We start from the raw sequence: 24242 nt of genomic DNA, 5'->3' as shown, positions 1-24242 counted from the left end.
GGGGCGACACATGCTACAGCACGTAGCGGCTCAGGTCCGTCGACCGGGTCAGGTCGCCCAGCTGTGCCTCCACGAAATCGGCATCGACGGTCACCGCCTCGCCCGCCTTGTCCGGCGCGGCAAAACTCAGTTCCTCGAACACCCGCTCCATCACGGTGTAAAGCCGCCGGGCGCCGATGTTCTCGACCGACCCGTTGACCTCTGCCGCGATGCGCGCGAGCGCCTCGATCCCTTCCTGCGTGAAGGAGACGGCAACCTCTTCGGTCGCCATCAGCGCGGTGTACTGGCGGGTCAGCGCGTTGTCGGTCTCCGTCAGGATGCGCACGAAATCGCCCTCGGTCAGCGCCTTCAGGTTCACGCGGATCGGCAGGCGGCCCTGCAGTTCCGGCAAGAGGTCCGACGGCTTTGCGATGTGGAACGCACCGGAGGCGATGAAGAGGATGTGGTCGGTCTTCACCGGCCCATGCTTGGTCGACACCGTCGTGCCCTCGATCAGCGGCAGCAGGTCGCGCTGCACGCCTTCGCGGGACACGTCGCCGCCGCGCGCCTCCTGGCGGGCGCAGACCTTGTCGATCTCGTCGAGGAAGACGATCCCGTTCTGCTCCACCGATTCCAGCGCGGCGGCCTTCACCGTCTCGTCGTCCAGCAGCTTGTCCGCTTCCTCGGTGATCAGCAGGTCGTAGCTTTCGGCGACCGTCATGCTCTTGCGCGTGGTCCGTCCGGCAAAGGCTTTCCCGAAGATGTCGCCAAGGTTCATCATCCCCATCTGGCCCGCTCCCGGCTGGCCGGGGATGTCCATCATCGGGAAGGGCGAGGACGTGTCGGCCACGTCCAGTTCGATCACCGTCTCGTCCAGCTCGCCGCTCTTCAGCTTCTTGCGGAACATCTCGCGCGTGGCCGAACGCGCATCCTTCCCGGCAATTGCCTCGATCACGCGTTCCTCGGCGGCGGCATGGGCGCGGGCCTTCACGTCCTCCCGCATGTGGTCGCGGGTGTCGATGATCGCGGTGTCGACGAGGTCACGGATGATCTGTTCAACGTCGCGGCCGACATAGCCCACCTCGGTGAACTTGGTCGCCTCGACCTTGATGAAGGGCGCGCGTGCCAGCTTGGCCAGCCTGCGCGAGATCTCCGTCTTGCCGACGCCGGTGGGGCCGATCATCAGGATGTTCTTCGGATAGACTTCGTCGCGCAGATCGTCGCTCAGTTGCTTGCGCCGCCAGCGATTGCGCAGCGCCACCGCGACGGCGCGCTTGGCTTCCTGCTGGCCGATGATGAACCGGTCCAGTTCGGAAACGATTTCACGGGGTGTGAGGTCGGTCATGAGTGTCCTTCCGATACGTTGCGGCTGAGATAACCTCTGGGGCGGAAAATCCAACCCTTGAAGGAACCGCCGTGTGATCCGACGTGTTGGATCTAAGGATCGGAGACACCCCAGCCATGCCGGATCAAGGTTTCATGCCCATAGAAGATACCGACGCCGTTCCAGGCGATCTGGGCGCGCCAGCGTTCGGCGACGGCCCGGTCTGTGTCATCACGAACCGCAAGTCGGGCCGCAACTCGCGGGACCGAAACGCAGTCGAGGCCGCGGCCGAGGCGCTGGGGGGCGAAATCGTCTCCTTCAGCGGCGGCAAGGGCTTGATGGAGGCGATCGAGAAGGTGAAGGCGCGCAAGCCCTCCCTCGTGGTCGCTGCCGGGGGCGATGGCACCGCCATGGCCGTGGCCGGGGCCTTCGTCGGCACTGATGTCGCCTTCGGGGTCCTGCCGCTTGGCACGTTCAACTATTTCGCCCGCGGGCTGGGGCTCAGCACCGATCCGGTCGAGGCGAGCAGACAGCTTGCCGCCGGTCAGGTGGTCGAGCGTCACATCGGTACCGTGAACGGCCAGGTCTTCCTGAACAACGCCAGCGTCGGGATCTATCCCTCGATCCTGAAGGTCCGCGAAAGCGTCTATCGCCGCTGGGGACGCCGCAGGATCATGGCGCATTGGTCCGTCATCAAGACCTTCATCCGCTTCCGCAAACCCATGCGCGTGAGGCTGGAAGTCGACGGGGACGGCGGCCGCTACCGCACCGCCCTTGTCTTCGTCGCGCGGTCCTCGTTCCAGCTCGAACGGTTCGGGCTGGAGGGCACCGACATCATCCGCGAGGGCGGGTTTGCCGTCCTGCTCGTCAATGCCCGCACCCGGCTGGAGCTTTTCCGGCGCATCACGCGCCTCGCGCTCGGCACGGTGGAGGAGGGCGTCGACTATGACCTCTTTGCCGGAGAACGGTTGAAGCTGGATGTGGAAGGCAAGCGCCGCGTGCTGCTGGCCTACGACGGAGAGAAGAAGCGCATGAGCGCGCCGCTGGAATTCGGCATGTCCGAGCGCCCGCTGCGCCTGCTCATCCCGGAGAAGCCCGCATGAGGCGTGTGCTGCACCTGTCCGACCTGCACTACGGCAAGGACCGGGCGGACCTCGAAGAGCCGCTCTTGGAAACGGTGGATCGGCTGGCGCCCGACCTGGTGGCCATTTCCGGCGATTTCACCCAGCGCGCCCGCGTGTCCCAGTTCGACCGCGCGCAGGCCTTCCTCGACAAGCTGTCCGTCCCGTGGATCGCCGTGCCCGGCAACCACGACACACCGCTCGACGAATTCTGGATCCGGCTGCTGACCCCGTGGAAGCGTTACCGGGCCGCTGTGTCGCGTGATCTGGAACCTGTCTATCAGGACGACGCGATGACCCTTGTCGGCGTGAACACCGTCAACCGGTTCTCGTGGCAGAGGGGGCGGTTGTCGGAAAAGCGGATCAAGCGCGCCTGCCAGCAGTTCTCCGACGCGCCCGACCGCGCGCGTATCGTCATGCTGCACCACCCTCTTCAGCACGGGCCGGAAGTCGACAAGCGGCTGATGCGCGGGGCCGGGCGGGCGCTCAAGGCGTTTGCCGAAAGCGGGGCGCAGGTGGTGCTGTCCGGGCACCTGCACAACACGGTCATCGCGCCGTTTCGGGCCTGGCCGCAACTGCTTTTCGTCCAGGCAGGCACCAGCCTCTCCAGCCGCATGCGCGGCGAGGTGAACACCTTCAACCTGCTGGAAATCGACCACCGCAGCGTGACCGTCGAAAGCTGGGGCGCCGAGGACCTGACCTTTGCCCCCGTGTCGCGCGCCCATTTCTTCCGCAACAACGGGGAGTGGGAGCGCCGCGACAACGCCCCATCGATTGCGCCTGCGCACCACATCCGCCGCGCGCGGTCGGTCCGGTAACACGCTTTTCCCGTGGCCCGTTCCCCGGACCGGCGTAAGCTGAGCCGTGAGGGAACGGGGGAATCGACACATGAAAGCTATATGTATGGCGTTGGCCTTGGTGGCGCTTTGCGGAACGGCCGAGGCACAGAACGCCTGCGACTGGGGCAACCTGCGGTCGGAAGCCAGCGAAGAGAACCGCGAGCTGGTCGTGACGAATGCGGTCGGCGACCGCAGCGCGCGTCTCTACTGGATCGATTTCAACGGCACCCCGGTCTTCTACGCCGAGATCCCGCCGAACGGCCGCCACGTGCAGCAGACCTTCCGGCGGCATGTTTGGATTGCCGAGAACAGCTACGGCTATTGCGACGTCATCTTCACCGTCGAGAACAACGTCGAAATCGTCATCCGCTGACCGCGCGGCAACGGATCACTCGATGGTTTCGACCGTCAGGTTCCCGTTCGTGTAGACACAGATGTCCGCGGCAATGGACATGGCCTCGCGCGCGACGGTCTCGGCGTCCTTGTCGGTATCCATCATGGCCCGCGCCGCGGCGAGGGCGTAGTTGCCGCCCGACCCGATGGCGGCCACGTCATGTTCGGGTTCCAGAACGTCGCCTGCGCCGGTGATCACGAAAAGGTCGGTGCCGTCGGTGACGATCAGCATGGCTTCCAGCTTCGACAGATACTTGTCCGTGCGCCAGTCCTTTGCCAGTTCGACAGAGGCGCGCTGAAGCTGACCGGGCGTTGCCTCCAGCTTCTTTTCCAGCCGTTCGAGCAGGGTGAAGGCGTCCGCCGTCGATCCCGCGAATCCGGCCACCACTTCCCTGCCGCCAGGTGCAAGGCGACGCACCTTCCGGGCCGTGCCCTTGATCACGGTCTGGCCCAGCGAAACCTGCCCGTCACCGGCCACGACGACCTTGCCGCCCTTGCGGACGCCGATGATGGTGGTGCCGTGCCAGCCGGGAAAATCGTTGCTCATGAAGGCCTCCTTTGATTGGCCTCCATATGGTCCCCATCGACGGCCCCGGCAAGGGGGGCGGGGCGCCGGTGCGGCACCCCGCCATGTCGGAAGGCCGGTCAGGCGACCTCGGTCTCGACCTCGATGTTGCCCTTCGTCGCGTTGGAATACGGGCAGATGAAGTGGCCGCGCTCGGCGATTTTCTCGGCCACGTCCTTTTCCACGCCCGGCATCGACACGACCAGTTTCACCTTCAGGCCGAACCCGCCGTCAGAGCGCGGGCCAATGCCCACATGCGCGTTCACCGTGGCGTCGTCGGGCACGGTGCCCAGCTTCTCGCTTTGTGCCGCGAACCGCATCGCGCCGAGGTAGCAGGCCGCGTAGCCAAGGGCGAAAAGCTCTTCGGGGTTGTGACCCGCGCCGGAGCCGCCAAGCTCTTTCGGGCTGGTCATGGTGACGGTCAGCATCCCCGACTTGAGAGAGGCGACACCGTTGCGGCCGCCGCCTGTGGCATGGGCTTCGGTCCAGTACTTCGTATCGACGGTCATCTGTGATTCCTTTCAGTCGCGTGCGATTAAATCGTGCACGATATATATACCTGAGACAACCCCCTGTCAATCGCTTGCCAATGTATCGCGCACGACTTAATTTCAGGGGATGACACTCGCCCCCCACGACATGTTCTGTTTCTCGCTCTATTCCGCGACGCACGCCATGCAGCAGGCCTATCGCCCGCTGCTGGAGGAGATCGGCCTGACCTATCCCCAGTACCTCGTGATGAGCGCGCTCTGGACCGCGGACAAACCGTTGAGTGTCAGCGGCATCGGGCGCGAGGTGCAGCTGGAGTCGAGTACGCTGACGCCCTTGCTGAAGCGTCTCGAAACGGCCGGCCTGATCGTCCGCCGCCGCAACCCGGAAGACGAACGGCAGCTTCAGGTGGACCTGACCGACGCAGGTCGCTCACTTCAGGCGCGCGCCGCGCATATCCCAGCGTGTATCCTCGAAAAGACCGGGATGGACGTCGAGACGCTCCGCCGCCTCCAGGGAGAGATCCGGGACCTGACGCAGCGCCTGCGCACGGGCACCGGCGACGCCTGACCGTCAGACCGGCGTTCGCCGCCGTTTCCACCAGCCAAAGACGAACGGGACAACGGCACAGCCGGCAAGGAACAGCGCGATCAGGGCGAACTGGATCAGCTCTGACGTCTCGAACCGTTCGTCGATCCGCACGGTCTTCGGGTCGTCGCGCAGGTATGTGACGGGCACGACCCGCCCCGCCTCGATGTTGCGGTAGAAACCATGGGACACCTCGGCGTCCGCCTCGATCTCTGCCCCGTCATGTTGGAAACGGACAATGGCATAATAGTGTGTCACGGGCGGCTTCGGATGGCTTTGGGAGAGGCTGCGGGTGAAGCGGCCCGCAAGCGTCGCCTCAGCCTCGATCCCGTCGGTGGCGAAGGCGGATCTGCGGTCGACGAAGTTCCAAAGGATCGCACCCAGAACCAGCGCAAGAACCGGCACCGCGAACAGCAGCTCCCACGGCTTCTTTGCCTGGTTCATGCCCCGACGGCCCCGCGTCGTTCGGCCCGCGCGGTGCGTATGGCATAGGCACTCAGCGCAAGGGCGGCCAGCAGGAGCAGCGGCCCGAGGATCAGCGCCCATATTGCGGATGACCGAAGGCGGCCGGGGTCAAGCAGGTATTCCGGCCCGTCGCTGCCATCGACCACGTGCAGCGCCACGGTCTGCCCTTCGCTCAGCGTATTGAAGAACCGCCCCGAGACGTCCTCGAGGTGCGGGCCGGTCGGGGTGGAGACGAAGACGCGGAAGGTGGTGCTGGTGGACCCGCCCTGCTGGCGCTGCGACTTGTCCAGCCGAGTCACGTTGGCGTCGATGATGCGGGCGTCGGCGAACCGTGCGGCATCATCCGACTGCGCCGTTCCCGCGAACAGCGCGGCGAGCCCCGCCAGCGCAAGGAATACCGCCAGCCCGACGCCGCGCTTGATGGCGAGCCAGATCATCTTGTCCCTCCGGTTTTTCCCGAAGTCTGACCAGAAATGATTGTTGCGCCAAGTCCATGAACGGAAAAAGGCCCCGCGAGGGGGCCTTTCAAACCAGATAGAACCGGTTCGGATCAGATGGAATCTTCGATCCAGGACTTCAGCGCGGCCTTCGGCGCTGCGCCGGCGCGGTTCGAAATCGGCGCGCCGTCCTTGAAGATGAAGAGCGCCGGAATGCCGCGCACGCCCATGGCGGCGGCGGTGTTCGGGTTCTGGTCCACGTCGACCTTCACGACCTTCACCTTGCCGTCGAACTCTTCGGAAAGCTCTTCCAGGGCCGGGCCGATCTGCTTGCAGGGACCGCACCATTCGGCCCAGAAATCGACGACAACGGGGATGTCGGAATTCTTCACTTCGGCATCGAAGGTGGTGTCGGATACGGCGACGGTGGCCATGGGAATCTCCTGTGGGTTGGGAGGCGGGCAGGGCAGCCCGGTCAGGTGCAGGAAGGTAGGCAGCGACTCAGGCAGCGTCAAGATGCTGTCGCGCGGGCGAGGGCTTGTGTCACAAGTTCGTGCGGGATCGGCATGTAGTGGTTGGTTGCCGTCCACAACAGCCCGGTTTCGATCTCCCGATCCGGATAAAGTTGAGCGAGCGCGGCGTGATAGACCGCCACCTGCCGTAGCAGGCCGTCTGGCGTTTCCTCGGGCGTCGCGGGGGTCGTGCGGTTGGTCTTGTAGTCGATGGCGACAACCCGGTCATGCGCCAAGATCAACCGGTCGATGATGCCGTGAATACGGCCCAGCGGTCCGAGGTCGGCAGTGATCGGCACCTCCGCCAGCGAGTCGGATCCGAAGAAACCGGCGAAGGCGGGGTTCTCCAGAACCCTCAGCGCCTCGTCCATGATCTGCGGAAGCTGCTCGCGGATCAGGATGGTCTCCGGGTCGCCGGCATATTGCCCGACAAGGCTTTCGCCAGCCGAGCGGCGATCTTCCGGCAGCAAGGGGGCGAGAACTTCGAGGAACGCGTGCAGCGCGGTGCCCCGGGCGGTCGCCACCTCTTCGGTGTCGCCCTCCGCGCCGCCCAATGCCTTTGCGCCGCCAAGGTCGGACGGGGACCGGGTCTTCGGCAGCTCCTCCGGCGGTGCGATGGGCCGAAGGAGATGATCGGGCATCACGACCGCGTCGACCGACCGGGGTTCCGGGGCCGTCATCTCAAGATGTGACCAGTCGGTTCCGAGTGTCAGGCCCTCGCCGGACCCGAGACCGCCGAAATCGAAGGCTTTTTGCACGGCGCCCGACTCCGTCATTCCGCGCCGCACCTTGTCGTACCACGCCTCCGGCTTGTCGGTGCCATCGCCCGCGGCAGCCACGATCAGCCACTTCTCGGCACGGGTCAGGGCGACGTAGAGCAGGCGGTCGCGTTCCTGTGCTTCCTTCACCTTCGCGGCCTCGACGGCGGCCTGCTGGCGCGGCGGCTGCGCGTTGGAGGTCTGCTTCCAGATCACACCGTCCGGGTCCGACAGGAGCTCTGCCTTGATAGAGGCGTCGGGCGCCGCGCAGTCGGGCAGGATGACGATGGGCGCTTCGAGGCCCTTCGCCCCGTGCACCGTCATGACCCGCAGGGTCTCGCCCGCGCTGTCCGGCGCCCGCTTGATCTGCAGATCGTCCGACTGTGCCCATTGCAGAAAGCCGGTCAGCGTCGGTACGGCGGTCTGCTCGTAGGCCAGTGCCTGCTGGAGGAGCGCGTTGATCCCGTCCTCCGCCTCTTGGCCCAGCCGTCCGATCAGCAGGCGGCGGCCCTTGTGGCGGGTCAGGATACGCTCGATCAGGTCATAGGGGCGCAGGAAGTCGGTCTGGCCGCGCAGGTCGTTCAGGACGGCCAGAACACCTGGATGCGCGTCGCTGTCCCGAAGCGTCGGCCAGAGGTATTTCGTCGTGCGCCGGTGGGCGAAGGTGAAGAGATCCTGCTCCGACAGACCGAACAGCGGCGAGCGGAGCGCGGTGGCAAGGGACAGCGAATCCTCGGGCGTTTCGAGGAAGGACAGAAGCGCGATGATGTCCCGCACCGCGAGTTCGGCCATGACCTTCAGCCGGTCGGCGCCCGCGATTGGCAGGGCCTCCTGCTTGCAGGCGCGGATGATCTCCTTGAAAAGCTGCGACCGGCGGCGGACAAGGATCAGGAAATCCCCGGCATGAACGGGCCGCGCGCGGTATGTGCCGCTGTGGCCGTTCTCTTCCGGCAGGGGCGTCCCGGCGTCGATGGTCTGGCGGATGAAGCGGGCGATCCGCTGGGCGAGGATGACGGTGTGGTGCCGCGCGCCCTTGCGGTCCAGCGGCTGGTGCCATGGACCGTCCTCGTCATCTTTGGTCTTGTCCACGACCGGCCACAGGTCGACCCGCCCCGGCATCTCCGACTTGAACGCGCGGTGCTTCTGATCCGGGCTGAAGCCGGAAGCATCGGCCCCGTCGAAGGTGCTGTCCACCACCCGCAGGATCGGTTCTGCGGACCGGAAGCTGTATTCGAGCACCATCGCGTTCAGCGGCGCATCCGTGTTCATCAGCCGTTCGCGGAAGTCCTCGCGCATCCGGTCGAACTCGGACGGGTCGGCGCCCTGGAAGGAATAGATCGACTGCTTCTTGTCACCGACGACAAAGATCGTGCGCCGCGTCTCCCGCGCGCCCTCGCCCGAAGTGAATTCGCGCGCCAGCCGTTCGATCACGTCCCACTGCACGGGCGAGGTGTCCTGCGCCTCGTCGACAAGGATGTGGTCGATGCCGCCGTCCAGCCGGTAGAGCACCCAATCCGCCACACGTTCGTCCGACAAAAGGTCGCGGGCGCGGGTGATGAGGTCGTCGAAGTCGAGCCACCCGCGCCGCATCTTGGCCTCTTCGTAGGCGGGCACGAAGCGCGCGGCGAAGGCGGTCAGGGCAATGTCGCGGTCGGCGGCGGTCAGGGCCTTCTCCGTCTCGAGCGCCCCTTCGACGCGGGCGGCAAGCTGGTCGTAGGCCTCGCACAACTCGGGGGCGTTCTTGCGGGTGGTCTTCGTCGGAAAGCTCTTTCGGATCGTGCCGCCCTGCGTCAGGCAGATCTGCTTCAGCGCGGCAAGGGCCTGAGCGTCGTGGCCCTTGATCGACTGCAGCAAGGGCACCAGACCCTGCTCGGTCTTGCCGCCCGCCTTGAAATGCGGAACCAGCGCGGCGGCGAGATCCGTCTCGTTGCCGAGGAAGACCGACGCCAGAAGGGTGTCTTCGCCGTCGTCCGGCTTCAGCCCATAGGCGGCACGGATGGCGTCGGGCGCTGGCGGATCGACGAAGACATCCCGCCGTGCACTGAGTGAGGCCAGCAGCTTGCCGGGATCGTCGCCCGAGATCCAGGGCGCGATGCCTTCCAGCAGACCCCGGTCGGGGCCGGAGGCGATCTGGTCGAGGATCTCGGCACGCAGCAGTTCGGCGGCACGGTCCTCCATCTCCTGGAACTGCGGGGAGACCCGCGCCTCTAGCGGGAAGCGGCGCAGGAGCGAGGCGCAGAAACTGTGGATCGTCTGGATGCGCAGGCCGCCCGGTGTCTCGATGGCGCGGGCAAAGAGGGTGCGCGCCTCCTGCAGGAAGGCATGGGAGGGCGTCGTCTCCACACCGAGGCTTGCCAGTTCGTCGCGCAGTTTGGGTTCCGGCAGCATGGCCCAGGCGCCCAGCCGCTTGAACAGGCGGTTCTGCATCTCGGTCGCGGCGGCCTTCGTGTAGGTCAGGCAGAGGATGTGCGACGGGTCCACGCCTTCCAGCAACAGCCGCGCCACACGGTCGGTCAGGACGCGCGTCTTGCCGGACCCCGCGTTTGCCGCCAGCCAGGTCGAGGCATCGGGGGCCGCGGCATCCACCTGTCGTTGTGTCGCCTCGTCCCTCATGTCAGCCTCAACAGGTCGGCGTCATCGGTCACGTCCCATTCGCCGAAGCGCGAGAGGTGGTCGTAATCCGCTATGTCGGTGTCCTTCATCAGCGCGCGCCGGGCGGTATAGCCCTTCTCCTCATCCATGTAGGCGGCGATCAGGGCGCAGAACTCCTCCCACGTTTTTTCCGGCGGGCTGTCGGCCAGCGGCGCGGGGACCTCCTTCGGGTCGCCGGGTTTCAATTGGATGTAAGTGGCGGCGGCGATGTAGCGGGGCGCGATGTTCGGGAAGGCGCCCTGCTGCAGCATCGCCGACTCCAGCAGCAGCTGCTTGTCGAAATAGAGCTGTTCCTTGGCGGAGGGCGCGCCGCCGGTCTTGTAGTCGTAGACATGCGCGCCCGCGTCCGGCGCGATGTCGATCCGGTCGGCCCGGGCCTTGAGCGTGAACCCCAGCGCCGGGATGGCGGCCGCGCCCTCGGTCTCGAAGTTGTCGAGGTGCGGGGCGGCCCTTTGCCTGCGGTCCGCCTCGCTGTCGCAGAACCACGGCGCGAACCGCGCGACCCGCGCCTGCCAGAGTGCGCGAACGGTCGGAAACGGCACGTCGTCCAGCAGGACCCGGGCAATCTGCATGAGCCGGTCGGGCGTCAGGCGGTCGGGATCGGCCACGGTTTCGCGGATGAAGGTCTCGATCACCTCGTGCGTGACAACACCACGCATCAGGGCATCGGGCGCCTGCATCAACGGGTCGAGCGCCTTCAGTCGCAGGATGTAGCGGGCGTAGATCGCGTAGGGGTCGCGCACGAGACGGCGGATCGACGTGACCCACAATTCCTGCGGACGGGTCGTTGCGGGCGGTGCGGGCGAGGGCCGGCGCGCTGGCTCCGCCTCGATCGGGCTTTCGGCGGCGGTGGCCAGTGCGGTCCAGTGCGCACCACGTTGCCGCATCTCCTCCAGCGCCTTGGGGCCGTTGCGATCGGGCAGGCCGTTAAGGAGGTTGGTCAGCCGGTTGATCCAGCGTGACGGAACCGTCTCTGCCTCGTCGGACTTCAGCGACCTCGTCAGCCAGATCTCCGGTGCGGCGGCGGCCTGCTGGAAGTCATGCGCGGACAGGCCGATCCGGCGTTCCGGCAGCAGAAGACCCGCCTGCGCCCGCATGGAACGGTTGAGCCACGGGTCGGCGGCGGGGCTTTCCGGCCACGCGCCCTCGTTCAGCCCGGCGAGGATCAGCAGGTCCGCGCCCATCACGCGTGCTTCGAGCGTGCCCCAGATCAGGATCTTCGGATGCGGGGCGTCGCGGTCGCGCACTTCCTCGCGGGACACCAACGCCCCGAAAAGATCGGCATAGTCACGGGCGGTCATGTCGGTGCCGTGCTCCGCCTCGACCTGCAGTGTCTCGGTCAGCGCGTGCAGCTTGCGGCCCGCGTTCTCGGCCCAGAGCGGTGCGGGATCGCCATCGGGCCCGGCGGTCAGCGCCTCCGCCAGCGCGAGATGCCGTTCGATCCACTCTGCCAGCGGCAGGGTGCCGGTCTGTTGGCGGCCGCAGAGTGTCGCGGCCCAGGCGCCCCATCTTTCCGAGTCCCGGGCCGTGGCCCAGGCGGTCAGCGTTTCGGCGTCGGGATAGGGCAGGCCGGTCTTGCGGATGTGCAGTTCCAGTTCGCGCGTGGTCAGCAGGTGTGGGCCGCGGTCCTGTCCGGCGTGGGTCAGCGGGTGTTTCAGCAGGCTCAGCAGCAGCTCTGCCGTCAACGGTGCGGTGAAGAGCTCGGCCACTAGCCGCAGAAGCCGTCCGGGCGGGGTCAGCTGCGCGGGCGTACCGGCGGAATCGTCAGGCAGGATGTTCCAGCGGTCGAGTGCGGAGGTCACTTGCCGCGTCAGCATCCGGTCCGGAGTGATCAGCGCAGCGGTTGTCCCTTTCTCCGCCGACTCCCGCAGCCGCAGCGCGATGGCAAGGGCCTCTTCACGCTGCGAGTTCGCCTCGAGCAGGGTGACACCCTCCATCGCCTCCGGCAGATCTGGCAGATTCGGACCTTCGGAGAGCCACTGGTGCGTGACCGGCGCCGGGCGCATCGCGAGGGAGATCACCCGGTTCCGCGCCGCACTGGGCGGCTGCCCATCGGTCCAGGGCCGCACGTCCCTCGCTGTGATCTCCAGCTCCCGCATCAGTTTCGCGAACCTGTATTGCGGATGATCCTCGCTGGTCAGCGGGTCTTCCAGCTTGGACCAGACGGTGTCGGGCATGTCCGTGTCGAAGCCCGGCAGGACGATGGCGCCCTGCGGCAGCCTGGCCACGGCTTTCATAAGGGCATGGGTCGTGCCGCGCGACCCTGTGGAGCCCGCGATGATGACCGGATGAAGGGGCGGTTGTGCCTCCCACGCCTCCAGCCGCAGTTCGAGTGCCCTGCGGTTGAAGGCCTGCGCGTCGGGCGTTGCGTCCTTGTCGAAGTACAGCTGCACGATGTTGAAAAAGGTCAGCGCCCGCTGCCAGTGCCCCGACTGGTCGGTGACGTCGAGGTTGGCAACCGTTTCCGGCGACACGCCCTCGACATGCATCTCCTCCATCAGCGTGGCGAGGCTGTCGGACAGGTCGAACAGCGCGGACCGCGGGGCGAGATCGGGCTGCGTTTCCAACAGGCGAGAGACGAGGCCCGTCAGTTCCAGCCTCCGGCGCAGCGGCGACACCGGCGCAGGCAGGGCGGCGCGTGTCAGCGGATCGGCCAAGTCGGTCAGCAGCCGGATGCGCGGCAAAAGGGAGACGGGCCCGGCGTCGAACAGGCTCCGCAGGCGGCGGCGCATCCGGTCCGTGGCAACGTAAAGCTCCACCCGGGCGATGGCCTCTGGCGGGCTGCCGTCCAGCCGCGCGCGCAGGCCGTCGATCAGGGCGGCAGGGAAATCCACGCCGGGGGGCAGGGCGAAGACGCGCGGCCCCCCGGCGGCGTCGGTAAAGAGGTCAGGCATTGGCGCGGTCCAGCATATCTTCGGCCAGCGCGATGCCCTCGGGATGACCCACGTCGCACCATGTGCCCGGATAGGCGATGCCGTGGAAGCGGCCCCGTGCGGCGGCATCCTCCCACAGGCGGTGCATGGAGAAGATGTCCTCCCCGATCCCCCGCAGCGCATCGGTCTTCACGATCTGTGCGCCGGTATAGACCATGTCGCCGGGCCGGGTGAGGGTTCCGTCCCCGGCCAAGGCGAAGTCGCCGCCGCCCTTGCGCCCAACGGCACGGGCCAGCGGCACACAGAGCAGCAGGGCATCCATGCGCTCCGGCTGCCATGCGTCGGACAGCAGCGCCAACGGGTTGGGACCGGACCAGACCGCATCGGTGTTCAGGGTGAAGACCGGCCCCTCGCCCAGCAGCGGCAGCGCGCGTTTCAACCCGCCGCCGGTGTCGAGGATGTCCGGCAGTTCGACGCTGACCTGAACGCCCGAACCGGCAAGATGCGCCTCGATCCGGTCCGCGTGGTAATGGGCATTGACGACGCGCACCGGGACGTCGCGCGCCAGGTCCAGCGCGTGATCCAGCAAGGCACGCCCTGCCACCTCGATCAGCGGTTTCGGGCGGTCCTTCGTCAGCGCGCCCATGCGCGTGCCGAATCCGGCGGCGAACAGCATTACTGCGTCGGGCATCGTGCCAGGAGTTCCTGAAGAAAGGCCGCGTTCGGTGCGGGCAGTTTGGCGATGATCGGCCGCATCGGTTCCAGAGCGGGGTGAAGCGACTGGATCTGGATATGCGACCAGCAGCGCGGAAGGAAGTCCAGGTAACGGGTCTTGCCCTGCGTCACCGCAAGCCGCGCAAAGACCCCGAGGATGCGGAGGTTGCGTTGAACGCCCAGCACCGCATAGGCCGCGCGGAACGCTTGAGGATCTGTGCCGGCGGCGTCGATGTAGGCGTTAAGGCAGGCGGCTTCGGTCGCGGGCTGAACGTCGCGCCGCACGTCCCGGCAAAGCGAGGCGAGGTCATAGGCCGGATGCCCCGCCAGCGCATCCTGGAAGTCGAGCAGCCCGACCCGCGCGGCGCCGGAGCGCCCCGGCAGCATCAGCAGGTTCTCTGCATGGAAGTCGCGCAGGACAAGCACACCCTCGGGTGCGGCGTATTCCCTCAGGATCGGCAGGAACGTTTCCGTCGCCTCGGCGAGCAGGTCCGCCATCTGCGCGTAATGCGTGAACGTCAGGTCGATGGCACCGGCGAGGTGTTCCGGGGTGGCGACGGGCAGGGAGTCCGGCGCTTGGTACCCGTGCAGCCGGACCAATGCCCGCACCGCCGCAAGGTAAAGCGACGTCTCCGCTTCGGCGTCGCGGGCCAGCGTCGCGATCAGCCCGTCGCCGAGGTCCTCGAGCAGCAGCATCCCCGAGGTTTCGGCCAGCACCTTCGGCGCGGACAGGCCGAGGCTGTTGAGATGGCGGGCCAGCCGCGCAAAGAGGGCGGCATCGCCGTGCGGGTCCTGCATGAGGATCGCCGTCTCGTCACCGCGTGTCAGCCGCGCATAGTGGCGGGAGGACGCATCGCCGGCCATCGGATGCACCGTGGCGTCGCTCCAGCCGGCCTCTTCCAGGAAGTGATCGACCGGGTTCTCGCGCGCCTCCGTCTGTGCGCCGGCCCAGGCTGTCTTCAGCCGCTCGTCCCATTCGGGGTCGCTCCAGCCGATCGTCAGGGTGCGGGTATCGTCATCGCCGACGGTGCGAAACGTCAGGTGCAGCGCCGAGGCCGGGGCGAGGCCCTGCAGCCGGTCGGGCCATTCGACAAGGCAGATCGCGTCCTCGAAGGCATCCAGCAGGCCGAGTTCCACGATCTCCTGCGGGCCGGTCAGCCGGTACAGGTCGGCGTGCCAGAGAGGACCGCTGCGGGTTTCGTATTCCTGAACAAGGGTGAAGGTGGGGGAGGGCACGTCCTCCGGCGTCTCCAGCAGGGACTGCACGAGCGCACGTGCGAAATGGGTCTTGCCCGCGCCGATCCCGCCGGACAGCAACAGCACGTCGCCCGGCCGCAAGCGCGCGCCGAGAACACGGGCCAGAGCTTCGGTGGCGTCGGGCGTCGGCAGGGTCAGCCTGCGGTTTCGGGTGTCCTGAACGGTCATGGCGCGAGGATAGCCTTCGCGCCTGTCGCTGCAAGCGCGATCAGTCGCGCATGGCCGCCTCGCTGATCTTCAGGGACGCCGGTGCCCCTGCGACATGAGAGAACCGCACCATCGTCGCCCCGGAGGACACCGGCTCGACCGCGCAATGCAGGTGCTCGCCATCGGTAGTGACAAGTTCGGCGTCCCAGCAGGCCCTTTCGCGCAGGGTCAGGACGAAATCGCGGATCTCCGACCAGATCGGGCTGGGCAGGCATCCCGCGCTCCAGTCCTTGGTGGCATCGACGATGGTGATCTCGGCGAAGGCGCTGTCGGGGTCGCAGTTCCAGCGGTCCCGATAGGCGGCGTTGGTGAAGGTCAGCACCCCCAGCCGCGAGAACACCGCCACCGCATCGTCGAACCGGTCCAGAACGGATTGTGTCATCTCCAGCTCCGACCGGAAACGGCGCGTGAGGGAGATTTCGGCGCTGATGTCCTCGATCAGGAAGGCGACGGCGCCATCGGGATGTGGGCGCCCGGTGATCTTGTAGGTCAGGCCGGACGGCAGGTTCCAAGTTTCCGCATAGCGGTCCTCGCGCGCGGCCGAGACCACGTCATAAATCTTCTCCCGCCACGTGTTGTAGTTCTTCGGCTCCGGCATCATGCGGTTTTCGCGCATGTGGTCGAAGAACGACAGGAGGTTCGGCTTTGCGGACAGGAAATCGACCGGCAGGTGGGTCAGGTCGACCAGCGCGGGGTTGAACAGCACAAGTCGCCTGTCGCGGTCGAAGACGGCAAGGCCGATGGGCAGGTGCGCGAAGGTCTTGGTCAGGGTCTGCACGAAGTTGCGCTGCGCCATCTCGGCCTCGACGAGGTTGTTGATCGACGACGCATAATGCAGCCAGGACGTGCCCACGGGCCGCGAGATGACCTCGTACCAGAGCGCCTCGCCGGTGCGGGTCCGCAGGCTGACGCGATCCGTCTGCACCGTGCGCTTGATCGGCAGCGGCAGGTCGAAGGGGCATTCGTCCTCGTCAACCGCGCCGGTGTCCGCCTTCAGGGTCTCGAACGCCTCGTTGGCCCAGGTGAGCGCGCCGTCCTCCGTCTGCCATATCGGGTAGGGGGTGTTGTCGCAGATCTGGCGCATCATCTGGTGATCCGCGTCCAGCACTGCCGCCCGGAACAGGAGAGCGGGTCCGCTGTGCGGGGTGGACAGGCTGACGCGCAGGTTCCGCCCCGAAGGCACCGCGTCCAGCCGTGCGTCGGCCAGCAACTCGGAGCTCCACGTCCGTTCGACGTCGGGCGGATCGGCAGGCAGTTGCGGGAACCCCGGCAGCAGGTGGGCGCGCAGGTCCTGCCATGTGACGCCGTGCAGGTTGGAGCGGTCGAAAAGGTGGAGCGCATCCGGCGTGTGGTCGATGACAACACCGTTCCGGAACAGGATGACGGTGTCGATCTGCCGCCGCCCGAACCTCAGACGCGCATCTTCACGGCGTTTCGAGACGAGATATACGAACAGCGCTGCAAATGCAGCGGCCCCGCCTCCTGCGCCGATGGCAAGAACCATGTAGTCCTCCAAACCGCTTCCCCCGCCTTGCGAACCAGACATGACACACCCGGGCTAAACCTAGCTTCAGCTTAGTTAACGACCGGTTAAACGATTGCAGTGAGGACCCTAGCCGCTGATGAGCTGGTTTTCCCCCAGCGGCGTGCCGCGGCTGGCCGGGTCCGGGACGATCTTGGCACGCGGCCATATGACCTCCACGATGGCGCCGGTTGGCTGTCCGGTCTCGGTCATCGGCGCGTAGGGATCGGACGCATTGGCAAAGCTGAGCTCCGCCCCCGACCGTTCCAGAAGGGTTTTGGCGATGAACAGTCCCAGGCCCATGCCCTCGTATTCCGGCCGTGCCCTGCGGTCCGCGTCGGACCGGCGGCGGCGCATGAAGGGGTCGCCGATGCGCCCGATCACCTGCGGCGGGAAGCCCCGGCCGTCGTCGAGAATGCGGATGGAAATCAGGTCGTCGGTCCACATCGCCTCCACCCAGACGGTCGTCCGGGCGAAATCGACGGCGTTCTGCACGAGGTTGCGCAGGCCGTGGATGATCTCGGGGCGACGCAGGATCTGCGGCGGATTGTACTCTCCGCCCGGGCCGGGGCCGTCCTCGATCAGGATCTCCTTGCCGCGGTCCTGATGCGGCTCGGCGGCTTCGCGGATGACCTCGACAATCGGCGCCTGCCGCATGTGCAGGTCGTCCTTCCCGGCGCGGCCCATGCCGCGCAGGATGTCCCGGCAGCGGTCCGCCTGGCTGCGGATCAGCAGCGCGTCTTCCTTGAGGTCCGGGAAATCGTCCAGCTCCTCGGCCAGTTCCGAGGACGTCAGCTTGATCGTCGCCAGCGGTGTGCCCAGCTCATGCGCCGCCGCCGCCACCACCCCGCCGAGGTCGTTCAGCTTCTGCGCGCGGGCCAAGGCCATCTGCGTGGCTGTCAGCGCGTCGGACATGGAGTTCATCTCGCGCGTGATGCGGCGCGTGTAGGCGGACAGGAACACCAGCGCGATCATGATCGCCACCCACTGACCGTAGACGAAGACGTCCGGTATGCGGAGGATGAAACCCTCTTCGGTCCGCAGAGGCAGGTGCCAGAACACCATACCCGTCACCAGCACCATCGCGGTGAGCATCAGCGTGATCGTCGACCTGAGGCTCAGCACCGTGGCCGAGATCGTCACTGGCCCAAGCACCAAGAGCGAGAACGGGTTGTGCAGCCCCCCGGTCAGGTACAGCAGGAAGCACAGCTGCAGCAGGTCGAACATCACCATCAGGAAGTTCTCGGTCTCCGACAGGCGCTTGCTTTCGGGGAAGACGAAGATGGCGACGAGGTTGCCGACGACCGATGTGCCGACGGCGAGGTAGGCCAGCCCAAGCTCGAGCTGGAGGTTGTACAGCCGTTGCGCGATCGTGATCGCTGCAAGCTGGCCAAGGATGGCGACCCAGCGTAACAGGATCATCGTGCGGAGACGGATCCAGTTGCTGCGCTGCTCTTCGCCGATCAGACCGAGTTCAGTTGTGCTCATTGGGATTGTTTCGTCTGTCGCGCTTGGTTAGGCAAGTGTTGGATGACATTCCGCAAACAATATGTGTTCCGCCGAGGAGAGTGCCCATGACCCGAACCTTGTCCTATGCCGCGATCGGCGCGGTCGTCGTTTTGCTGGGTGGCACCTTCGCGGCCTCCGCCGGCTGGCTTGACGGCTTGTTCGGCGGCAGTTCGGACGACGTGTACGCCAACTGCCGCGAGGGGGTTGTTGCGGGCGACATCGGCGGGCCTTTCGAACTGGTGGACAAGGACGGCAACACGGTGACCGACGCGGACGTCATCACCGAGCCGGCGCTGGTCTATTTCGGCTACACCTTCTGCCCGGACGTCTGCCCCTTCGACACGGCGCGCAACGCGGATGCGGTCGACCTGCTGGCGGACCGCGGGATGAGCGTCACGCCGGTCTTCATCACCATCGACCCTGAGCGGGACACGCCCGAAGCGGTCGGCGAGTTCGCCTCCAACCTGCATCCAAAGATGGTCGGGCTGACGGGCTCTGCCGAGCAGATCAAGGCCGCCAGCCAGGCCTATCGCACTTACTACAAGAAGCAGGACGGCGATCCGGACTACTACCTCGTGGACCACTCCACCTTCACGTACCTCGTCCTGCCGGGGGCAGGGTTCGTCGACTACTTCCGCCGCGAGGTCACGCCGGAACAGATGGCAGACCGTGTCGCCTGCTTCATAGAAGCCACTTGACAGCGGCAAGTGGTAGCGTTTGACCCCACCAGTAGGCGTGGTTAATAGTGATCCCCACGGCAGCGCAGCGGGAGACAGGCCTTGGCAGAACGCGACATAGACGACCTGGGCGACGACAAGTCCCTGCTGCTCGTTGACGACGACGAACCGTTCCTGAGGCGCCTGGCCAAGGCCATGGAAAAACGTGGTTTCGAGGTCGAGATGGCAGGCTCTGTCGCGGCGGGATCGGCCATCGCCACGGCGCGGCCCCCGGCCTACGCGGTCGTCGACCTGCGGCTTGAGGACGGCAACGGACTGGACGTGGTGGAGGTGCTGCGCGAGAAGCGGCCCGATTCGCGGATCGTTGTCCTGACGGGCTATGGCGCCATTGCGACGGCAGTCGCCGCGGTCAAGATCGGTGCCACGGATTACCTGTCGAAACCGGCGGATGCGACCGACATCACCAATGCGCTTCTGTCGAAGGGCGACGAACTTCCGCCTCCGCCGGAGAACCCGATGAGCGCCGACCGCGTGCGGTGGGAGCACATCCAGCGGGTTTACGAGCTGTGCGACCGAAACGTGTCCGAGACCGCCCGGAGGTTGAACATGCACAGGCGCACCCTGCAGCGGATCCTCGCGAAACGGTCGCCGCGCTGAGCGACAGATCGTAGGGCGGGGCTGTGCGCCGCCCTTCCCGAGGTCACAGCAGGCTGATGCGGGACCGGGCGGAGACCGCCTCGTCCTCCAGCGTTTCGATCGACATGATGTGCCAGTCGAGCCCGGTCTGTCCCTTGGCACCGGCATCCTTCAGCGCCAGTTTCGCCGCGCGCGCCTGTTCCGCCGACATCGACAGCGCCTGGGCAACCTCTGCACGGGCTGCCCGGATCTCGTCCAGTCGCCCGGCGTAGGCCTTGCCCGAAATCTCTCCCGCCGCGTGCGCCGCCTTCAGGTCGGCGATTTCCTGGTCTTGCGACTCCAGCAGGCCCGGCATCGTCTCTGTCAGCGTGGCCATCTGCTTCTGCGCCCCGGAAATCGCCGGGGTCACGCGGGACAGGGACACGAGCTCGACCCGTTCCCTCACCTTCCTCTGCCCGACGGCATTGCCCACCACGGCCCCCGCGGCACCGCCGGCCAGCGCGCCCACCAGGCACTTGCCGCCTTCCGACGCCGACACCACGGCCAGGCCGCAGCCGGCGGCTGCGCCGATGGCCGCGCCCTGCATCGTCGTGCGGCGCAGGATGTCCTTGGTCATCTGGTCCAGCGCCCGCGCCTGTTCGACCATCGCGTCGTCCGCCCCGTCCTGCGTCGCCGTGAAGGAGAGCGCCGATGCGTTGCGGCTGACCGACGGCATCTGACCGCATGCGGCTACACTCATGACGATGACGGACAGGACGAGGATCTTGGCAGGCAACACGGGTTCACTCCTTGAGGTATCGAAACAATGCGGGGCCTGGGCCGCGCTTTGTTCGCTATTTCAGGGAAATGGGGCCAGATTTTGACAAAGTGATCCCAATTGAACGGCGTTCTAGGAATGCGCGGCAATCAGAGCGGGTATCGCTTCACGATCCGGTCGACCACCCTGCCGTCCTTCCGGGTCACGTCCCCGGGGATCACATGGTCGTCCGCAAACCCCATGTGGCCGTAATACCCGAGGCCGGAGTCGTTGTCTGAGGTGATCCGCGCAAGGATCGCCACCCCGCCCCGCGCCCGGCAGGCGGCCAGTGTGGCATTGAACAACGCCCGGCCCGCGCCTTTGACCGGATCGCGACGGTCGGTGAAACTGCCGATGGAATAGAGCCCGTCGCCAATGTCGAACACGTTCTGGAAACCGACGATGCGGTCGGAGGTCTCCACCACGGTGCTGATGGCGGGGCCGTCGATGAATTCCTCGGTAAAGCTCTGTTCGGTGAACGGTTCCTCGTAGGCGGTCGTGCCCCCCTGCGCGATGGTGAAGTTCACGATCTCCATGCAGGCGGGCATGTCGTCGGCGGTCATCGGTCGGGTCTTCAGCATCAGAGCATGTCCATCAGGCTGGCGTGGCGCGCAGTGAAATCGTGCCGCGCATCGACGGGCGGGCGCAGGCGGATCGACAGGTCGGCGATCATGTCAAGATCGGGCGCGCCGAAGAAACGGTCGGCCTCAGCGCGGGTGAAACCGGCGATCTGCGTCGCCTCCATCCAGGCCGAGATCCGGTCGGCCTTCTTGATCTGCTTCTTCAGTCGCGCGGGCGTGACGGCGGGCAGGCCGAACCGGATGTGGATCGCTGCCGACAACCGCTTGTCCAGTTCCTCGTAGCCGGGACCGACCGCCGCCTTCACCGGGCTGATCATGTCGCCGATCACGTACTCCGGCGCGTCGTGCAACAGTGCCGTCAGCCGTTCGGTCGCGCTGGCCTTCGGGCACAGGCGGCCAAAGAGTTCCTCCACCAGCAGCGAATGTTCGGCCACGGAATAGGCGTAGTCGCCATGGGTCTGGCCGTTCCAGCGGGCCACGAAGGCCAGCCCGTGGGCGATATCTTCGACCTCGATGTCCATGGGGGTCGGGTCCAGCAGGTCGAGCCTGCGTCCGGACAACATCCGTTGCCACGCGCGAGGGGGTTTGGCCATGACGTCTCCGGTGTCCTGTCCTGTGCGCCCTTTGGTTAAGGTTTCGCGGCGGCGGTGTAAATCGGGGGTACTTCGCGGGCAACCGCGCCTGATGAAAGGACTTCTTAACCGCGTTCAGCCTATGCGCGGTACAAGCGCATTGTGTGGCATCCGTCAGGATGTTACCTGCGCCGGGAGGAATTTGGCCCGGTTCCGGGTCGCTCACAGGATGCAGAGGAACTGCAATGTCGCAAGATTATATCGTCAAGGACATTTCGCTGGCCGCCTTCGGTCGCAAGGAACTGGATATCGCCGAAACCGAGATGCCGGGCCTGATGGCCCTTCGCGAGGAATACGGCGAGGCGAAGCCGCTTGCGGGTGCGCGCATCGTCGGTTCGCTGCACATGACCATCCAGACTGCCGTCCTGATAGAAACGCTCGTGGCGCTTGGCGCCGACGTCCGCTGGGCATCCTGCAACATCTTTTCGACCCAGGACCACGCCGCGGCCGCGATCGCGGAGGCGGGTATCCCCGTCTTCGCCATCAAGGGCCAGTCGCTGGAAGAACACTGGGACTACCTCGACAAGTCCTTCCTGTTCCCGGAAGGCGCGAACATGATCCTCGACGACGGCGGCGACGCGACGCTCTACGTCCTGCTCGGCGCCCGTGCCGAGGCCGGTGAGGACATCATCCCCGTCCCGCAGTCCGAGGAAGAGGCCGTCATCAAGGCGCAGATCAAGAAGCGGATGGAAGCGTCCCCGGGCTGGTTCACCAAGGTACGCGACGCGATCCAGGGCGTGTCGGAGGAAACCACCACCGGCGTCCACCGCCTGTACGAGCTGCAGAAGGAAGGGCGTCTGCCGTTCCCGGCGATCAACGTGAACGACTCCGTCACCAAGTCGAAGTTCGACAACAAGTACGGGTGCAAGGAATCGCTGGTCGACGGCATCCGCCGCGCCACCGACACGATGATGGCCGGCAAGGTGGCAGTTGTCTGCGGCTACGGCGACGTGGGCAAGGGCTCTGCCGCCTCGCTGCGCGGTGCGGGCGCGCGCGTGAAAGTGACAGAGGCCGATCCGATCTGCGCGCTTCAGGCTGCCATGGACGGGTTCGAGGTCGTGCTGCTTGAAGACGTCGTCGACAGCGCCGACATCTTCATCACCACGACCGGCAACAAGGACGTGATCCGCATCGAGCACATGCGCGAGATGAAGGACATGGCCATCGTCGGCAACATCGGCCACTTCGACAACGAGATCCAGGTCGCCGCGCTGAAGAACCACAAGTGGACCAACATCAAGGAACAGGTGGACATGATCGAGATGCCCTCGGGCAATCGTCTGATCCTGCTGTCCGAGGGACGCCTGCTGAACCTCGGCAACGCCACCGGGCACCCGTCCTTCGTGATGTCGGCCTCCTTCACCAACCAGGTGCTGGCGCAGATCGAGCTGTGGAAGAACGGCGACAGCTACAAGCCGGGCGTCTACATCCTGCCCAAGCACCTCGACGAGAAGGTGGCGCGCCTGCACCTCGGCCGGATCGGCGTCAAGCTGACCCAGCTTTCGGCGGAACAGGCGGCCTACATCGGTGTGAAACCGGAAGGCCCGTTCAAGCCGGAACACTACCGCTACTGACGGCGGGCAGCGGGGCGGAGAATCTCCGCCCTACATCCTGTTGCACCATTTGGAGGCCGCGTCGCGACGCGCCCAGCCTTTGTGTTCCGTGGCGGATCGGGAGCGGTTTCCAACGGTGCATGACCGCGTTTAGGGTGAAGCCGCGGAACGGGACAGGGGGCGGCACATGCGGATCATCGTTTACGGATTGGGCGCCATAGGCGGATGCGTCGCCGGGCTGCTGGCGCGGTCGGGGACAGAGGTCATCGGCATCGCGCGCGGCGCCATGCTCGACGCGGTCCGGGCGGACGGCCTCTGGCTGAAGGGGCATGACCTGGACGAAGCCGTGCCCCTGACCGTGGTCGGCCATCCGACCGAGATCGTCTTCCGCAATGGCGACATGATCCTGATGTGCATGAAGGCGCAGCACATGGCGGGCGCGCTGGAGGATCTGCGCGCAGCGGGTGCCGCCGATCAGCCGCTGTTCTGCCTGCAGAACGGTGTCGTCAACGAGGACATGGCGCTGCGGCTTTTCCCCAAGGTCCATGGCGTCATGGTCTGGATGCCCGCGACCTACATCGATCCCGGGCGCGTGCTCTGCTTTGCCGCTCCGAAGTTCGGAGTGTTCGAGACCGGGCTTTTCCCCGGCGGGCTGGATGCGGATGACGAGCGGTTCGTGGACGCCTTCGACGCGGCGGGCATGGCCGGGTTCACGCATCCGAAGGTGATGGCATCGAAGTACGGCAAGCTGCTGATGAACCTCGAAAACATCCTGAACGCGGCGATGGGGCCGGAGGCGGAAAAGGGCCCGCTTCCCGATCTGATGCGGAAGGAGGCGCTGGCCGTCCTCGACGCTGCCGGGATCGCGTGGGAGGACCGCGCCCAACTTGTGCCGGAACGGCGGGGGCTGGCGCAGATTTCCGACCTTCCGGGCGAGGCGCGGTCCGGCAGCTCCTCGGCGCAGAGCCTGCTGCGCGGCGCCGGGTCGATCGAGACAGATTACCTCAACGGCGAGATCACCCGCCTTGGCCGGCTACATGGCGTGCCGACGCCCGCCAACGCCGCGATGCAGCGGGTGGGCGCGCGGATGGTGCGCGACGGGCTGCGGCCCGGGGACCTGACCCTGGCCGATCTGATGGCCGAGGTCGGCAACACGGTCTGAG

General features: G+C 66.4%; 23 protein-coding genes. 8 read left to right on the top strand and 15 right to left on the bottom strand.

From position 1 onward, the window contains the following. Positions 1–13: 13 nt before the first annotated feature. Complete coding sequence (gene hslU / locus ACU0DV_RS18205) at positions 14–1324, bottom strand: ATP-dependent protease ATPase subunit HslU (protein ID WP_283981731.1); 1311 nt, start codon at positions 1322–1324, stop codon at positions 14–16. Between the two features lie 134 nt (positions 1325–1458). Here hslU and ACU0DV_RS18200 point away from each other — a divergent pair, with 134 nt between their 5' ends. The 3 genes from ACU0DV_RS18200 (at position 1459) to ACU0DV_RS18190 (ending at position 3636) form a co-directional block, all read left to right on the top strand. Further along, positions 1459–2406 (top strand): diacylglycerol/lipid kinase family protein, encoded by a 948-nt coding sequence (locus ACU0DV_RS18200; protein ID WP_446240706.1) that lies wholly within the window; start codon positions 1459–1461, stop codon positions 2404–2406. Next, positions 2403–3242: a metallophosphoesterase family protein gene (locus tag ACU0DV_RS18195; RefSeq protein WP_446240707.1), complete on the top strand. Its 840-nt coding sequence runs from the start codon at positions 2403–2405 to the stop codon at positions 3240–3242. Before ACU0DV_RS18200 ends, ACU0DV_RS18195 begins: the two co-directional genes overlap by 4 nt. 70 nt (positions 3243–3312) lie before the next feature. Further along, complete coding sequence (locus tag ACU0DV_RS18190; protein ID WP_100928745.1) at positions 3313–3636, top strand: VHL beta domain-containing protein; 324 nt, start codon at positions 3313–3315, stop codon at positions 3634–3636. Positions 3637–3651: 15 nt separating this feature from the next. Here ACU0DV_RS18190 and hslV read toward each other — a convergent pair whose 3' ends face one another. Beyond that, positions 3652–4203 (bottom strand): ATP-dependent protease subunit HslV, encoded by a 552-nt coding sequence (gene hslV, locus ACU0DV_RS18185; RefSeq protein ID WP_100928746.1) that lies wholly within the window; start codon positions 4201–4203, stop codon positions 3652–3654. A 98-nt stretch (positions 4204–4301) separates the two neighbouring features. Further along, complete coding sequence (locus ACU0DV_RS18180) at positions 4302–4730, bottom strand: organic hydroperoxide resistance protein (protein WP_446240708.1); 429 nt, start codon at positions 4728–4730, stop codon at positions 4302–4304. 109 nt (positions 4731–4839) lie between these two features. On the opposite strand from ACU0DV_RS18180, the gene ACU0DV_RS18175 reads away from it, so the two are divergent. Further along, on the top strand, positions 4840–5280 hold the full coding sequence (locus tag ACU0DV_RS18175; RefSeq protein WP_446240709.1) for a MarR family winged helix-turn-helix transcriptional regulator: 441 nt from the start codon (positions 4840–4842) through the stop codon (positions 5278–5280). Positions 5281–5283: 3 nt separating this feature from the next. Here ACU0DV_RS18175 and ACU0DV_RS18170 read toward each other — a convergent pair whose 3' ends face one another. From ACU0DV_RS18170 to regB, 9 genes are all read right to left on the bottom strand, one after another. Next, the gene (locus ACU0DV_RS18170) at positions 5284–5742 is read right to left on the bottom strand and encodes a hypothetical protein (RefSeq protein ID WP_446240710.1); all 459 of its coding nucleotides are present in this window, start codon (positions 5740–5742) and stop codon (positions 5284–5286) included. Beyond that, positions 5739–6200, bottom strand: a complete 462-nt coding sequence (locus ACU0DV_RS18165) for a hypothetical protein (RefSeq protein WP_446240711.1) — start codon at positions 6198–6200, stop codon at positions 5739–5741. Before ACU0DV_RS18165 ends, ACU0DV_RS18170 begins: the two co-directional genes overlap by 4 nt. A 113-nt stretch (positions 6201–6313) precedes the next feature. After that, positions 6314–6634: a thioredoxin gene (gene trxA / locus ACU0DV_RS18160; RefSeq protein ID WP_005864060.1), complete on the bottom strand. Its 321-nt coding sequence runs from the start codon at positions 6632–6634 to the stop codon at positions 6314–6316. A 77-nt stretch (positions 6635–6711) separates the two neighbouring features. After that, positions 6712–10083, bottom strand: coding sequence for a double-strand break repair helicase AddA (addA, locus tag ACU0DV_RS18155; protein WP_446240712.1), 3372 nt, complete (start codon positions 10081–10083; stop codon positions 6712–6714). Next, positions 10080–13016 (bottom strand): double-strand break repair protein AddB, encoded by a 2937-nt coding sequence (addB, locus tag ACU0DV_RS18150; RefSeq protein WP_446240713.1) that lies wholly within the window; start codon positions 13014–13016, stop codon positions 10080–10082. Before addB ends, addA begins: the two co-directional genes overlap by 4 nt. Further along, a complete protein-coding gene (locus tag ACU0DV_RS18145) occupies positions 13009–13686 on the bottom strand; it encodes a nucleotidyltransferase family protein (protein WP_446240714.1) in 678 nt (225 codons plus the stop codon). The genes addB and ACU0DV_RS18145 overlap by 8 nt, the downstream gene beginning before the upstream one ends. Continuing rightward, complete coding sequence (gene tsaE, locus ACU0DV_RS18140) at positions 13671–15134, bottom strand: tRNA (adenosine(37)-N6)-threonylcarbamoyltransferase complex ATPase subunit type 1 TsaE (RefSeq protein WP_446240715.1); 1464 nt, start codon at positions 15132–15134, stop codon at positions 13671–13673. Before tsaE ends, ACU0DV_RS18145 begins: the two co-directional genes overlap by 16 nt. A gap of 40 nt (positions 15135–15174) precedes the next feature. Then, on the bottom strand, positions 15175–16677 hold the full coding sequence (locus ACU0DV_RS18135; RefSeq protein ID WP_446240716.1) for a PAS-domain containing protein: 1503 nt from the start codon (positions 16675–16677) through the stop codon (positions 15175–15177). 108 nt (positions 16678–16785) lie between these two features. Then, positions 16786–18183 carry a sensor histidine kinase RegB gene (regB, locus tag ACU0DV_RS18130; RefSeq protein ID WP_446240717.1) on the bottom strand — a complete coding sequence of 466 codons (1398 nt, stop codon included), beginning with the start codon at positions 18181–18183 and terminating at the stop codon, positions 16786–16788. Positions 18184–18269: 86 nt separating this feature from the next. Here regB and ACU0DV_RS18125 point away from each other — a divergent pair, with 86 nt between their 5' ends. Together ACU0DV_RS18125 and ACU0DV_RS18120 are read left to right on the top strand one after the other, a co-directional pair. Continuing rightward, entirely contained in the window at positions 18270–18902 is a 633-nt protein-coding gene (locus tag ACU0DV_RS18125; protein WP_100928757.1) for an SCO family protein, read from the top strand. An 81-nt stretch (positions 18903–18983) separates the two neighbouring features. Beyond that, positions 18984–19538 (top strand): ActR/PrrA/RegA family redox response regulator transcription factor, encoded by a 555-nt coding sequence (locus ACU0DV_RS18120; protein WP_005864075.1) that lies wholly within the window; start codon positions 18984–18986, stop codon positions 19536–19538. Between the two features lie 43 nt (positions 19539–19581). Here the strand turns inward: ACU0DV_RS18120 and ACU0DV_RS18115 are convergent, their stop codons facing one another. From ACU0DV_RS18115 to ACU0DV_RS18105, 3 genes are all read right to left on the bottom strand, one after another. Further along, positions 19582–20295 (bottom strand): hypothetical protein, encoded by a 714-nt coding sequence (locus ACU0DV_RS18115; protein ID WP_100928758.1) that lies wholly within the window; start codon positions 20293–20295, stop codon positions 19582–19584. A 128-nt stretch (positions 20296–20423) separates the two neighbouring features. Continuing rightward, on the bottom strand, positions 20424–20894 hold the full coding sequence (locus ACU0DV_RS18110; RefSeq protein WP_157814966.1) for a GNAT family N-acetyltransferase: 471 nt from the start codon (positions 20892–20894) through the stop codon (positions 20424–20426). Then, complete coding sequence (locus ACU0DV_RS18105) at positions 20894–21487, bottom strand: HD family hydrolase (protein ID WP_100928760.1); 594 nt, start codon at positions 21485–21487, stop codon at positions 20894–20896. The genes ACU0DV_RS18110 and ACU0DV_RS18105 overlap by 1 nt, the downstream gene beginning before the upstream one ends. Before the next feature lie 224 nt (positions 21488–21711). On the opposite strand from ACU0DV_RS18105, the gene ahcY reads away from it, so the two are divergent. Both ahcY and ACU0DV_RS18095 read left to right on the top strand, forming a co-directional pair. Beyond that, entirely contained in the window at positions 21712–23100 is a 1389-nt protein-coding gene (gene ahcY / locus ACU0DV_RS18100; protein WP_283981750.1) for an adenosylhomocysteinase, read from the top strand. A 166-nt stretch (positions 23101–23266) separates the two neighbouring features. After that, positions 23267–24241 carry a ketopantoate reductase family protein gene (locus ACU0DV_RS18095; protein WP_446240718.1) on the top strand — a complete coding sequence of 325 codons (975 nt, stop codon included), beginning with the start codon at positions 23267–23269 and terminating at the stop codon, positions 24239–24241. The last annotated feature ends 1 nt before the right edge of the window (position 24242 follow it).

Source organism: Sagittula sp., from assembly GCF_052825245.1.
Note: the sequence above shows the minus strand (reverse complement) of the source record. Positions and strands in the feature narration are given on the sequence as shown.